This is a genomic window from uncultured Brachyspira sp. (genome assembly GCF_949287625.1).
In the GTDB taxonomy this organism is placed as follows: Bacteria; Spirochaetota; Brachyspiria; order Brachyspirales; family Brachyspiraceae; genus Brachyspira.
Map to the genome: position 1 here is coordinate 1 of NZ_CASEGO010000075.1, position 14,466 is coordinate 14,466.

Genomic DNA, 14,466 nt, shown 5'->3' on the forward strand with positions numbered 1-14,466 from the left:
CATAGGTATTCCTTTTTGTTTGTTGTGATAATTTAAATTATAAGGAATACCTCCTTTTTTTAAACTAAAACTGTGCAATATCTATGGCTCTTAAACAAGGTTGTAAAATTATGTAATTTATATTATTATATAAAAGTATTGGAGTATATTTATGAGTAATTATGAAATTGATTTTATAGAAGTAGGAGATAGTAGTGCAGATGCCATAGCATTAAGATATAAAATTAATGATTATGATGATTATACTGTAATGGTAATAGATGGAGGCAATAAAGAAACAGGAGAAAATCTAGTTAATCATATTATAAAATATTATAATACTAAACATATAAACTATGTTATTAATACCCACCCTGATTCTGACCATTCTTCTGGATTAACAGTTGTACTTGAAAACCTAAAAGTTGATCGACTATATATGCATAGACCATGGGAACATATAGATGAAATTTTAAATAAAGCAACTTTAGGAGATGAAAGAGTAACAGAAAATAGTTTAAAAAATAGATTTAAAACCACTTATTATAAATTTGCGTATCAATTAGAAGAAATAGCAAAAAATAGGAATATAAAAATAATAGAACCATTTGCAGGTACAGAAATAGGAATATTTAAGGTATTATCACCATCAAAAGAATTTTATTTAGATTTAATAATAAACTCTGATAAAACTTATGAATTAGAAGGAAAGTATAATGATAATAAATTGATAAATGAAAACAAAGAAAATTTATTTTCTAATATAAAAAATAAAATAAAAGAATGTTTTAATATAGATACCTTAGAAACAGACCCTACAACATCAAATGAAAATAATACTAGCGTAATTATGCATGGAATAATAGATAATAAAGGTATATTATTTACAGGAGATGCTGGAGTAATTGCTTTAAATAAAGCTTATGAATTTAAAAAAGATATAAAAGATAAATTATACTTTATGCAAATTCCACATCATGGAAGTAAACATAATATTAATTCTGATGTATTAAATAAAATTGTAGGAAAGATTATTTCTATAAATGATCCTAAAACTAAAACAGCATATGTATCAGCTGGAAAAAATGATAAAAAACATCCTAGAAAATGTGTAACAAATGCATTTTATAGAAGAGGATTCAAGATTTATACAAATAAAAAAGGTACTATATGTCAATTTCATAATACTCCTTTACGATATGGTTGGAATTCTCCAAAAGAACTAGATTTTTTTGATGAATATTATGAAGAATAAAATTATTGCTTTTCTTTAGTTAAATCAAAGGCTATAACATTTGTAACAAATTTTAATGCTTTACTATGTGTTATAATAAAACTCAAAAATAACATAAATATTAGAAATATTATATAGTATAAATGAAATGAAAATATTTTTAAAGTAAAAATATTTATAACATATAATATTAAAATAAAGAAAGTATTAAAAAAAATATCTCTACATAATAGAAAATCTCTTTGAGAATAAAAAATTACAGATTGATTTCTATTTGATGAATATATTTTATACCACTCTGAATTTTCATATTCATACTTTTCATTTTTATCAGTAGGAATATTTCTATATATATTTTCATATTTTGTTAAAACCTCATTTCTTGTAAATCTTATATCTTTTAATTTGCCATTTTCTATTTTAGAAAAAATTATTTTAGCTGGAAGTTTTTTAAAACCAAAAAATTCTATTATGGTTTCTTTATATGAAAATATTGAATCTAAAATAAATGAAAAGATATATATTAAAGATGTTCCTAAAAGTAAACTAAAATTTTTATTAAAAATATCATTTAAAGATATATTATTTTTATCTTCTATATAAAATAAGACTATTAAACAAGCTATTGAATAATATTTAAGTTCTTTATTTCTATAATCTTTTAAATCTTTCATACATGTCCTCAATAATATTTTATAAATAATTTAAATTATAAATAAAAACCTTAAATTATCAACCCACTATATATACCATTAAATCTAAACAAGGGCTAACAGCCCGAGCCATAAAATTAATAAAAATTTTTTTTGCTTCTTTTTTTCAAAAAAAGAAGTATAACTCAATACCAGAAATAAAGAGTTATACCTCAAGATTGTAAATGTTTTTTGTTTCTTTTTTACAAAAAAGAAATGCCATTTTTTTGGTTCTTTTTTTGGGCAAGCAAAAAAAGAACAGTGAAAAAGTTTGCTTTCTTTACAAAGAACTAACCCTCAATAATCCTTATCTCTTCCTCGCTCAACCCATACAAAGAGTATACAATTTTATCAACTTCCCCCTCAATCTCCGAAGTGTCCTTGTTCTCTTTTTTAGCAATGATTATTTTATCTACTAATTGTATTATATCTTTTTCAATTTTTTCATCAACTTCTATAATAGGTAAAACCTCTATATACATACCTAACATTCTTATTGCTGAATCCCCTAATATAACATTATTATTTTTAAAAAACCACCAATAAAGTTTAGAATTCAATAAAGACAATAAAACTTTTAAATTATATTTTTTACTAGTCATTATATAACCTGTATTACCTATGAATGACTTGCATTCATCTAAAGCATATGAAGCTTCTTGACAAATTTCTTGGTATATAATTTTGTCTTTTTCAAAATCTTCATAATAAGAAGCAGCACATCTTTGCAATGCATACCATTCATAACGTATACCTGTTTCTGCTTTATTTCTTTTTTGAAGTTGCTCTTTAAAATTAAGTAAATGATTATATATTGCTTTATAATTATTTTTAAATTCTTCCTCTGCCTTTAAAGAAGCACCGATTATAGTATTATCTTTATTTAAAGGAAAATGCCAAGGTATAAATAATAGATATAAATTATTATAATCATAACAATACCTTTTTATATCTCTTCCCCTAAGTAAAGGTTTGATAACTTCTGCACTCTTTTTATCTTCTTTAATAAGCCTATCCTTAGTTTCCTCATCAATAATAAAAGCATCATTAAATCCAGTTGTTATTCCTCTATTTATTTCAATACCATAATCTTTTAAAGACTTATATTTAGATATTTTATTTAATATACTATTTTCATCTTCATTTAAAATTATCCAAGAGCTGTTATCTTTCTTAGGATAAATAAAACACTCTTTTTCTACGCCTGATAATTTATCTTTTTTAGAGCTGATAATATCATCGCATAAACTTATTTTATACGCATTAATTTTCTCCTGAATATCTGCTTTACGCTTACCATAACTGATGATATTAGTATCCACCGTAGCACTTTCAAACCAATTAGCACCCAAGTCTATAACCTCATAAACATAAGCCCTATCATATAAAAACTTCCTCGTCCTCTCTCCATAACCCGCACGCATCCACTTATTAGATATTACTGCACTTACAATACCGATGTCATCAATCAATTTATTAAAAGTCATTTCCATAAATAATTGATAAATATCTGCAACTTTGCTGTCTTTCTTATCAAAATAATCTAAATATTGATGATTTCCTGTAAGCTGAAAATATGGCGGATTCATTATCACCAAATCAAATTTATCTACTCCAAACATCAAACCGCTGTCAAAAAAATCATAGCTTTTTAGCATGTCAAACGGATTATAATTTTCTAATTTCGCATTATGATTAGAATACTCTTTGATAAGCCTTAAAATCTCCTTTCTTATACCATTCTTATTCTCATAACTCGCATTAAAATACTCCCGCATATTTTTGATAAGCTCATTCTTATCCCAAGTAAGAGATATCAAATTCACTTCTTTATCATCAAGCTCTATCAAACTATTAGCCGATACTATTTTAAATTCCAAATTAGGAAGTATTTCCAAATCTATAAACTTCTCATCGCTTTTTATATCCGTATAATAACTGCTCTTTAATAATTCTATCCATAACCTTAAACGGCATATATTTACAGAGTTCGGATTTATATCAACCCCATAAAGCTGATTACTTATAATATGCTCCTTAGCTTCAAATAATGTCTTTTCTATCTCCTGCTTTCTCTCTGTAATACTATCATTTTCTATATTATACTTAAAATGAGTACCATCTATATAATTTATAACAAGCTCATCTTCCGATATATTAACATCTATATTATCATGCAAAACTCTAAACTCGCTCTTTATCCTTATAAGCTCATTCAAACAAGCAACCAAAAAGTGTCCGCTTCCGCATGCAGGATCTATTATCTTTATAGAGTTCAAAATATCTTTTATATTATCCCTATAAATATGTATATTAGCCCTCACATAATTTTTTACTTCTTCTATATTATTAAAATGCGTATCTGTAAAATATTTATTAAACTTCTCAATTATAATCTTCTCTATGCTGTACCTTGACATATACATAGTAATAGCAGGCGGAGTAAAATGCGAACCGTCTTTATAACCGTTAAGCCTTTCAAATACAAGACCCAAAACTGAAGATTTTATTATTGTATTTTTATCTGCATTCTTAGCATCAGCATTAAATACATAACAATTCAAAAATCTAAGTATATACTCCAAAAATGTTAATTGACTGCTGTTAAAATCCCTATCATTATAAAGTATGCTTCCAGACATTACTTTCATTCTTGAATCATTATTCAATTTTGTTATAGAAAAAATCAGCTCATCTTTACCCTCTTCAAATAATGAACTGTTAAGATAAGGTATATAATTATAATCATTACTAGATGACCTCATATTTTTAGGCTTAGCAAGCACATTAAAAAATAATGTATATAAATAATTATAATCTTTAATCTTAAAAGGATTTAATATATCCAAATGCTTATCATTTCTAAAAGTTCTAAGCTGTGCCTCAAGTATCTTCAAAAATAATATTCTATTAACCCATATAATATTAAGTTTCAAAGCCTCATCAAATATTTCATTTTCATTTGCTTTATCACTGCTATTTCTAATTACGTCCATAGTAAGCCTTATTAAACTATTATGAACATTAGATAAACGCAATTTTTTTTCTTTATCTTCTTCAAGCCCCATCATATAAATTATTTCTTTATAAAAAGTATTCGATATAGAATTAATATCATTTCCAAGTTTAACAGAACAAATATTATAAGAATTAAAAAACCTGTATATAAGAGTCTCATCATCATTAAATAAATCTATCTTATATCCGATAACTTCAAGATTAATATTCTCTAAAAATCCGCCGCAAATCTTATAAAAAGTTTCATTTTTTACTTTACTGTTTTCATTAAAATAATTTACTATCTGATTATCATTAATAAGTTTTTCAAAATCATATTTGGAAAATAAATATACTTTTTCAAAATTAGTAATAATAATATTATCAATATTAAAATCTTTATTATCTTTATTTTTTCTGCTTTTATAGTAATAAAGTATAGTCTGATAAAAACCTTTATAAAAATAATCATTATCTTTTATCATTTCTTCTTCATTATTATAGTTTTTAGTCTCTATAATAGTTTTAATATTGTCATCAAATTTGATAACCAAATCTATTTTACCTTTTGTATTGCTGTCATATCCGAAAGCATTAACTAAAAATTTATTTAATATACCCTTACAATGTTCTTCTGTCTCACCTTTATCTTTAGCATTATTTATTTGATTTCTATACCACTTAATATCTCTTTTAAAAAAATCCAATTTATCATTATCAATTTCATAGTTCAATAGATTTCTTAATTTTAATAATTCTTTTGCATTTTTAGTAATAGACTTCATAAACAACACTCCAATCGTAATGATATTATTATACAGTAAAACAAAATAAAAACAAACAAAAAGGACAGCCATTATTAACAGCCGCCCTTTTATTTTCTCAATAATATTTAATAAATTAATAATAAAAATATTTAAACTAAAAAAATGCAGTCTTTGGGTTCTAGACGCATATGTGATTTGTATTGGTTCCAAAAGAAGTGGTAATTGGCAGTCTGCTCCGCACAACTATAAATAAAATGAATTTTGAAACAAGTATGATATAAAACAGACAATTTAAATTTATAACACAATACCCAAACCTCACATTTTGCAACTAAATGTACATATATAAATTGCATCAAATATACCACAAATACAAACACAGAAATATTTTCTTTAAATTTACCTTTACATATAAAACAAATATATAACAATACTTGAGTTTTAATATATTCTATATATAATATAATTATGAGTAAGGATAATAAAATAAAAATTAACCCTAATATACTAAAATGGGCATTAAATAATTTAAATTATAGCATATCTCACTTTGCTAAAAAAATTAATGTAAAAGAGCACATTGTTCAAAAATGGCTCAATGGAGAAGATTATCCTACATATAAACAATTAGAAAAAATATCATATGAAGCATTAAAAATATCTACTACAATGTTTTTTTTTGATGAAATTCCAAAAGAAAATTTAAAAGCATATTTTAGAACTACATCAAATTATACTCTTGAAAATTTAGACCCAAATATAATGATATTTATAAAAAAAATAAAATATTTACAAAATGATTTATTAGAACTTTTTAATAATAAAAATCCAAGTAATAATTTTATACTTGATAAAATAAAAGAAATAGATAATAATAACATAGCTTATATAGCTTTAAAACTTAGAGATATATTAAATATAGATATTAATGCACAAAAAAACTTTAAAAAACCAGAAATAGCTTTAAAAAAATGGAGAGATGCCATAGAAAAAAATGGAATATTAATTAGAAAAAATGCCTTAAAAAATAACGATATATCAGGTTTTTGCTTATATGATAAAGTTTTTCCAATTATAGTTATTAATAATTCTCTGCCATTTAATAGACAAATATTTACTATTTTTCATGAAATAGCTCATTTAATATTTAAAGTTAGCGGAATAGATGAAATTGATGAAAATTTTTCTAATTTAGCAAACAATAGTAAAAATATAGAAATTTTATGTAATAATTTTGCTTCAGAATTTTTATTGCCAAAAAACGAAATATTAAAATTCTCAAATTATAAAATAGATGATGATATAATATTAAATATTTCAAAAGACTTTTCTGTTAGTAGAGAAGTTGTTGTAAAAAGATGTTTAGATATCAATTTAATAGAACAAAATCAGTATAATGAATATATAAAAAAATACACTAAAGAATATTTTAATTATAAAAGGAAAAATAATAATAAAAAAAGTGGGGGAAGTTTTTATAACACACATTTTTCATATTTAGGTGAAAACTACATTAAATTGATATTTAATGAATATTATGAAGATAAAATTAATAGAAACGAATTACTTAACTTTTTAGATCTTAATAAAGATGAATATGCAGATAAAATAGAAAGTCTATTATACAATAGGGAAGAAAAAGAATGAGATATTTATTAGATACAAACATTTTTCAGCCTATATTAAATTATTATTATAATGATGTATTTATTAATTTTTGGAATAAATTTGATGAAATGGTTAAAAATAATAATATAATATCTGTTAGAGAAGTATATAAGGAATTATCCAATAGCCCTAAAAAAGAATTTCTTAAAAACTATAAAAATATTTTTCTAGAACCTAATAATAATGAAATAGGAATGATTAAAGAAATGCTAAAAAATCCTAATTTTATAAATGAAAAATCAAGAAATAAAATAAGTAGCGGTAAACCTTATGCTGATTTATATATAATAGCAAAAGCAAAATTTGAAAATTGTACTGTTGTAACAGACGAAGTTTTTACTGCGAATGCTCCTAAAATACCAACCATATGTAAATACTATAATATAGACTGTATCAATATGCATAGTTTTATACGTTCTATCAATATAAAACTATAATAAAAATACGAAAAGTATTACTCTGCTTATATATTTCAATTTATTAAAAAAAATATTATCAATCCATTTACCTACATATGTAAACAAGGGCTAACAGAACGAGACACAAACTTAATAATTTTTTCAAAAAAGAAGTATAACTCAATACCAGAAATAAAGAGTTATACCTCAATATTGTAAATGCTTTTTATTTCTCGCCGTAGGCGGGCTTTGCCTGTGCCACAAAAGAAATGTTTTTTTGGTTCTTTTTTGACACCAAAAAAGAACAGGAAAAAAAGTTTGCTTTCTTTACAAAGAAGTTATAATAAAAAAGGACAGCCGTTATACACAGCCGCCCTTTTAATATTTAAAAATTATATTATTTTTTATTTAACTGCCTCAGCACATCTAGTACATAACTCTTTATGCTCGCTGTCTTCGCCTACACTCTCATAATGTCCCCAGCAGCGAACGCATTTTTCATGGCTTGCTTTCTCTGTCTTAACAAATGAAACGCCGCCCTCTATGAATGTATCGTCCTTGCTGTCAGAAAGTGTTACTTTACTTACGATGAATATCTCGTTTAAATATTTTTCATATTTAGTAAGCAAGTCTTTAGTTGCTGCTTCTTTAGTGCATATTGTTATATAAGCCTCTAAAGATTTACCTATTGTGCTATTATCTCTAGCTCTTTCAAGTGATAATAATACATCATCGCGTACTTTAAGAATTGAAGCCCATTCTTTTTCTAACTCTAAATCAATTAAATTATCATCAGCTTTAGGATATAACTCTAAATGTACAGAAGAAGCATTTTCTCCTTTGTAATATCCCCAAACCTCATCAGTTGTGAAAGGAAGTACAGGAGCTATTAATTTTACTAATACATCTAATATCTCAACAAGTACAGTCTGAGCACTTCTTCTTGAAAGCGAATCTTTTCTATCACAGTATAATCTATCTTTTATAATGTCAAAGTAAGTAGCAGAAAGCTCAACAACACAGTAATTTATAAGTCTTTGATAGAATAAATGAAACTCATAACCCTCGCAGGCTTTATCAGCAACTTTTATAAAGCTATGAAGTCTTGATAATGCATATCTGTCTACAGGAAGTAAATCTTTAACTTCAATTTTATCTTTAGTGAAATCAAAATCAGAAATATTTCCTAACAAATATCTAAAAGTATTTCTTATTTTTCTGTAATTGTCAGCAATAGCCTTCATCATGTTATCACCAACACGTGCATTGTGAGTGAAGTCCTCGCTTATACACCAAAGTCTTAATATATCAGCACCGTATTTGTCAATAACTTCTAAAGGTGAAACAACATTGCCTGCACTCTTATGCATAGCTCTGCCTTGCTCGTCTAAAGTCCAACCATGAGTTACAAGCTCTTTGTATGGAGGTATTCCTCTTATAGCCATAGAAGGCCAAATTGCAGCTTGGAACCAACCTCTGTATTGATCGCCTCCCTCTAAATATATATCAACAGGGAAAACTCCGTCTAAATCTTTATTAGTTTTCTGTGCCGCAAAAGATGATACACCAGAATCGAACCAAACGTCCAAAATATCCTCTTCTTTACCAAAGTCAGAAGAACCGCATTCGCATTTAGTGCCTTCAGGAAGTAAATCTTTAGCCTCTAATTCAAACCAAACATCCATTCCTTTAGTTTTTACTATTTCAGCAAAATGTCTTGTAGACTCAGCAGTTAATAAAGTTTTTCCGCACTTCTTACAATAGAATGCAGGTATAGGAACTCCCCAAGAACGCTGTCTTGATAAACACCAGTCAGGACGATTTTCAAGCATTTTCTGCATTCTATCATGTCCCCAAGTTGGATACCATTTAATATTATCTAAAGATTTAACGGTTCTTTCATCTATATTGTCATGCTTCATATCCATAAACCACTGAGAAGTAGCTCTGAATATCAAAGGATTTTTACATCTCCAGCAAATAGGATAACTATGTGTAACTTTCTCTTTATAGAATAATGAGCCGTTATTTTCAAGTATTTCAATTACTTTAGGGTTAGCATCTCTTACTTTCATGCCCTGCATTTCTGGAAACTCGCTAGTATATCTTCCAGCTTTATCTACAGGACAATATATATCAAGTCCGTAATTAACTCCTGTCTGATAGTCTTCCATACCATGACCTGGAGCAGTGTGAACAACACCTGTACCAGCAGTAGCCTCAACATAGTCAGCAAATACAACAGCAGACTTTCTATCCTTTATAAATGGGTGAGCTATTTCAAGTTTTTCAATCTCTTCTATAGATACTGGAATCATATCTCTGCCTTCTGCTTTCATGTCTTTTTTGCCAAGAACAGTATCAACTAGGCTTTTAGTCATTATTGCATATCTTCCGTCTATTTCAACAGCTGCATAATCTAAATCTCTATTGAAAGCACAAGCCATATTTGAAGGAAGTGTCCAAGGAGTAGTAGTCCATATCATAACATCAACATTGCCGTTTAGTTTATCATTGATTTTATTTAATACTGGAAATCTTACATAAACACTTGTAGAAGTATGATTATCGTCATATTCTATTTCGGCAGCAGCCAAGGCAGTTTCACAGTCCATACACCAGTGAATAGTTCTAAGTCCTTTATATATATATCCTTTCTCTACAAGTTTAGCAAATACTTCAACTATTTCAGATTCATATTCAGGCGACATAGTAAGGTAAGGATTTTCCCAATCACCCATAACGCCAAGTCTTTTAAACTCTTTTCTTTGAATATCAATATATTTCTGAGCATAAGCACGGCATTTTTTTCTCATTATAAATTTAGAAGTTTCTTTATATTTATCTCCCAAACTTTCCTGCACCTTTAATTCTATAGGCATACCATGACAGTCCCAGCCAGGAACATAAGGCGAATCAAAACCTTTAACAGATTTATACCTTACAATAATATCTTTAATAATTTTATTCAATGATGTTCCAATATGAATGTCTCCATTCGCATAAGGCGGTCCATCATGTAAAATACATTTAGGAGCACCTTTTCTTAATTCTCTAAGCTGTTGGTAAAGTTTTTCTTCGTCCCATTTTTTTATTATTTTGGGCTCTTTTTCCTTCAAACCTGCTTTCATAGGAAAAGCGGTTTTAGGTAAATTGATAGTAGAACTATAATCCATCTTATTTTTGCTCCATTTTTTTAATTTTATAAAGATATTCAATTTTATACTATAAGAGAGAATTTTACAAGTTTTTATTTAGCCTTAATTTAATATATATGTTGACAAAAATGCTAATGAATATATATTAATAAAAAGAATATAATGAGGAATAAATGTTTAACAAATTAATTAAAGAAATAGATCAATAAAAGAAAAATTATATTTAGAAAATGAAATAAATATAATAAAAAGTTATACTAGAGAACAAGCGATATCAGAATTAATAAAATCTCAAAAATTAGAAGATAGAATTAAGCATATAGATGATTTTATAAAAAAGGTTCAATTATGAATATTATAGATAAAATAATATGCGGTGATTCAATAAATATAATTAAAACTATCGATAGTGAAACTATACATGCTATTATATCAGATATACCTTATGGAATATCTTATGAGGACTGGGATGTATTACATAATAATTCTAACTCAGCTTTAGGAGGATCTTCAAATGCCCAGTTAGAAATGGGTACTTTATTTAAAAGGAGAGGAAAGCCTTTAAATGGATGGAGTGAAGCTGATAAAAAAATACCTTTAGAATATCAGGAGTGGTGTTCTTCTTGGGCTTCAGATTGGCTTAGAGTTTTGAAACCAGGAGCAAGCTGTTTCATTTTTGCAGGAAGAAGATATGCACATAGATGTATAGTAGCACTTGAGGATGCAGGTTTTACATTTAAAGATATGCTTGCTTGGGAAAAAAATTCTGCTGCTGCCAAAGCTCAAAGATTATCTGCTATATATGAAAGAAGAAATGATATAGAAAATTATGAAAAATGGAAAGGCTGGAGAGTTGCTAATTTAAGACCAATATTTGAACCTATATTGTGGTTTCAAAAACCATATAAAATAGGATCTACAATAGCAGATAATGTAATAAATAATGATGTTGGTGCTTGGAATGAAGAGGCAATAAAAAAGTATTGTATAAATCATAAAAACAATAATTTTTTTGATAATATAATAAAAGTAGATATAACCAAATATGATTCTGGTATGCATGTTAATCAAAAACCTGTAAAATTAATGGAATTATTAATATCATTAGTAACAAAAGAAAATGCTGTTATTTTAGATCCTTTTGTCGGTTCTGGAACTACTTGTGTAGCTGCTAAAAATACAAATAGGCACTATATAGGTATAGATATTGACAGCAATAATACAAATATAGCGAATAAACGATTATTAGATGAATGCTGTCAATTAAAATTAAATTTATAAATTAATAATATGAATACTATTAATTATTTATTAATAACATCTTTTATAAGCTAATAAAAGATGTTGTATATGTTGTAAATATAAAATAAATTTTTTGTTTCATATAATATAATCAATCGTATCCCTATGATTTTTTGTCTCAGATACTTTATCTCTTCATTCATCTGCATTGGCATTTAATAATAGTAAATAAATACCCAAAACTTAAAAATTTTTCAGTATATATTTTGCAAACGCTTCAAAGCCTTATTATTGGAGGAAGATATTATTTCTAAAACAGTATGAAACAATACTAATATTCAAAACGCTTTGAAACCTTGTATTTGAGGGTGAAGTATTTATATAAATTAGTATGAAACAGTATTAAATCTTCTATACTTGATAAACTTTTATACGCGAGGATATAGCATAAAATTGTAAAAAAAAATCAATTTTATACTTGCTATTTGTTTAAAATAATATATAGTGTAATAAATTTAAATATAAATTTAATTTAGTATTATAAATTTAATAATACATTTAAAAATTTTTAAATTAAAATAGAAATAAATGTCTTTAATGATATTTATAATAAAAAACTAATTAAAAGGAGATTTTACCATGAGTAAAAAAATTTCAACAATCTTTCTAACCCTATTTTTAGTAGGAGTGTTATCAGTAAGCTGTTCCAATGAGGATAAAACAGGAGCAGGAGATACTACAAAAGGCATAGAACAGTATAATGGTTATACTTATGTATCAAAAGATAGTTTTGATGCTTCAAGTGTAATGCCGGGTTTAACAACAGCATATTTATTGGTATCTATAAAAGACGGTCAAGTAGCAACTTTACCTAATGATAATAATACAACAGCTCCAGATTTTACAGGAACTTATTTTACTGTAACAGGTTCTGGTACTGATTATAGTTTTTCTAATCCTGATTTTGAAGGAACACCAGATTCTATTGTTGGTACTTTAAAATTTTCTGATAATTCTGTAACAGTTAAATTTACAAAAAATACAGTAATGCCTAGTATTACAGAAATAGTTTGCAATAAAAAATAATAATCAATCATATTTTTAGCTAAAGGCTTTGCTTGTATTTTCAGGTGAAGCCTTTTATTTTGCATAATATAAAAAACTTAAAAATTATGACAGTTTTTGTCGCAAACATATTATATAATTAATAGATAACAAAATTAAAAGGAGGCTTTTTATGGCTCAAAATTTTTACTGTGAATATTGCGGTGCTAAATACACATCAATAGCATCATTAACTAGCGGTTATTGTCTTAAGCACCCGAACGGTCCTAACAAGGGTAAGCATAAACTTTATGAAGGCGGTGAGAAGTCAGAATATTTTTGCAAGTACTGCGGGGCTAAAAATAAATCTTTACAGTCATTAGTAAATGGTTATTGTCTCAAACATCCTAATGGCCCTAATAAGGGTAAGCATGCACCGGCATTGTAAAATAAAATTCCATATTATTTATCATATAAATAAAAATATGAATATGCTTGATTTTATGAATTAATAATTTATAATAAGCTATTATCAAATAAATTTGAGTTTCTGGTTATTTAATTATAATTAGAAGCTCAAAATTTTTTATAAGGGCTTAATTATGAATAAAAAAATATTATCATTTTCTTTTGTATTATTTTTAATATCTATTTTTTCTACTTATCAAATTTCTTATGCTCAGACAAAAACTTCTATTAGAGTTCCTGAATATGGTACTGGTATCAATAAAAGTTGGGACGATAGATTTTGTGTTGGATTTGTAAATGTTACTAAGAATGGAAGTTCTTTAGGAGAAACTCAGATGAAAGTTTTGGGTTCAAGAAACACTTACAGAGATAAGGGTACTTTATCAATAATATTATATTTAGAAGATTTATACATTGAAAGTGAAATACCAGCAAAGCATATAGTTGAAATTAAATCTTCTGATTTTTCAATACATTCAATATTAACTGCTGAAAATTTTGATAAACCTATAATATTTAAAACATCTACTTTTAGATATGAAAGAGCCTCTCTTTATATAAATGCAACTATTACTATAGATAAAGATGTTTATACTGTAAAAGGTACATTAAGACATGATCCTAATGCTAAAGATTAAATTTTATTTAATTAAAACGCACGGTAAACAAAACTCTGAAATATAATTAAATACTTTTTTATATTTTTACTAAAATAATTATACTTGTTTCAAAACTAAATTTATAAATTTTTAATTTAATATTTTTAAATTTAGTTGGGGCTTTGCCCCAAACCCCAGTTCTTTTATTGGTATAAAAGAA

Annotated in this window: 10 protein-coding genes; 7 read left to right on the forward strand and 3 right to left on the reverse strand. The window is 26.1% G+C overall.

Annotated features, from left to right (window positions below):
- The first annotated feature begins 151 nt into the window (after nucleotides 1–151).
- On the forward strand, nucleotides 152–1,234 hold the full coding sequence (locus Q1X91_RS10945) for an MBL fold metallo-hydrolase (protein ID WP_300757170.1): 1,083 nt from the start codon (nucleotides 152–154) through the stop codon (nucleotides 1,232–1,234).
- A gap of 2 nt (nucleotides 1,235–1,236) precedes the next feature.
- Here Q1X91_RS10945 and Q1X91_RS10950 read toward each other — a convergent pair whose 3' ends face one another.
- Both Q1X91_RS10950 and Q1X91_RS10955 read right to left on the reverse strand, forming a co-directional pair.
- Nucleotides 1,237–1,887 (reverse strand): hypothetical protein, encoded by a 651-nt coding sequence (locus tag Q1X91_RS10950; protein WP_300757173.1) that lies wholly within the window; start codon nucleotides 1,885–1,887, stop codon nucleotides 1,237–1,239.
- Between the two features lie 308 nt (nucleotides 1,888–2,195).
- Nucleotides 2,196–5,687, reverse strand: a complete 3,492-nt coding sequence (locus Q1X91_RS10955) for a TaqI-like C-terminal specificity domain-containing protein (protein ID WP_300757175.1) — start codon at nucleotides 5,685–5,687, stop codon at nucleotides 2,196–2,198.
- Nucleotides 5,688–6,137: 450 nt separating this feature from the next.
- Here Q1X91_RS10955 and Q1X91_RS10960 point away from each other — a divergent pair, with 450 nt between their 5' ends.
- Nucleotides 6,138–7,316 (forward strand): XRE family transcriptional regulator, encoded by a 1,179-nt coding sequence (locus Q1X91_RS10960; protein ID WP_300757177.1) that lies wholly within the window; start codon nucleotides 6,138–6,140, stop codon nucleotides 7,314–7,316.
- A complete protein-coding gene (locus Q1X91_RS10965) occupies nucleotides 7,313–7,774 on the forward strand; it encodes a DUF4411 family protein (protein WP_300757180.1) in 462 nt (153 codons plus the stop codon). The genes Q1X91_RS10960 and Q1X91_RS10965 overlap by 4 nt, the downstream gene beginning before the upstream one ends.
- Before the next feature lie 365 nt (nucleotides 7,775–8,139).
- On the opposite strand, the gene ileS is transcribed toward Q1X91_RS10965, so the two are convergent.
- Entirely contained in the window at nucleotides 8,140–10,911 is a 2,772-nt protein-coding gene (gene ileS / locus Q1X91_RS10970) for an isoleucine--tRNA ligase (RefSeq protein ID WP_300757182.1), read from the reverse strand.
- 330 nt (nucleotides 10,912–11,241) lie between these two features.
- Here ileS and Q1X91_RS10975 point away from each other — a divergent pair, with 330 nt between their 5' ends.
- From Q1X91_RS10975 to Q1X91_RS10990, 4 genes are all read left to right on the forward strand, one after another.
- Nucleotides 11,242–12,174, forward strand: a complete 933-nt coding sequence (locus Q1X91_RS10975; RefSeq protein WP_300757185.1) for a site-specific DNA-methyltransferase — start codon at nucleotides 11,242–11,244, stop codon at nucleotides 12,172–12,174.
- Between the two features lie 600 nt (nucleotides 12,175–12,774).
- On the forward strand, nucleotides 12,775–13,221 hold the full coding sequence (locus tag Q1X91_RS10980; RefSeq protein WP_300757188.1) for a hypothetical protein: 447 nt from the start codon (nucleotides 12,775–12,777) through the stop codon (nucleotides 13,219–13,221).
- Between the two features lie 151 nt (nucleotides 13,222–13,372).
- Complete coding sequence (locus Q1X91_RS10985) at nucleotides 13,373–13,627, forward strand: hypothetical protein (protein WP_297248919.1); 255 nt, start codon at nucleotides 13,373–13,375, stop codon at nucleotides 13,625–13,627.
- Between the two features lie 154 nt (nucleotides 13,628–13,781).
- Entirely contained in the window at nucleotides 13,782–14,285 is a 504-nt protein-coding gene (locus Q1X91_RS10990; protein WP_297248917.1) for a hypothetical protein, read from the forward strand.
- Nucleotides 14,286–14,466: the final 181 nt, after the last annotated feature.

Coding starts and splice junctions, on each gene's coding strand:
- Q1X91_RS10945 (WP_300757170.1), top strand. CDS start 152: ATGAGTAATTATGAAATTGATTTTATAGAAGTAGGAGATAGTAGTGCA.
- Q1X91_RS10950 (WP_300757173.1), bottom strand. CDS start 1,887: ATGAAAGATTTAAAAGATTATAGAAATAAAGAACTTAAATATTATTCA.
- Q1X91_RS10955 (WP_300757175.1), bottom strand. CDS start 5,687: ATGAAGTCTATTACTAAAAATGCAAAAGAATTATTAAAATTAAGAAAT.
- Q1X91_RS10960 (WP_300757177.1), top strand. CDS start 6,138: ATGAGTAAGGATAATAAAATAAAAATTAACCCTAATATACTAAAATGG.
- Q1X91_RS10965 (WP_300757180.1), top strand. CDS start 7,313: ATGAGATATTTATTAGATACAAACATTTTTCAGCCTATATTAAATTAT.
- ileS (WP_300757182.1), bottom strand. CDS start 10,911: ATGGATTATAGTTCTACTATCAATTTACCTAAAACCGCTTTTCCTATG.
- Q1X91_RS10975 (WP_300757185.1), top strand. CDS start 11,242: ATGAATATTATAGATAAAATAATATGCGGTGATTCAATAAATATAATT.
- Q1X91_RS10980 (WP_300757188.1), top strand. CDS start 12,775: ATGAGTAAAAAAATTTCAACAATCTTTCTAACCCTATTTTTAGTAGGA.
- Q1X91_RS10985 (WP_297248919.1), top strand. CDS start 13,373: ATGGCTCAAAATTTTTACTGTGAATATTGCGGTGCTAAATACACATCA.
- Q1X91_RS10990 (WP_297248917.1), top strand. CDS start 13,782: ATGAATAAAAAAATATTATCATTTTCTTTTGTATTATTTTTAATATCT.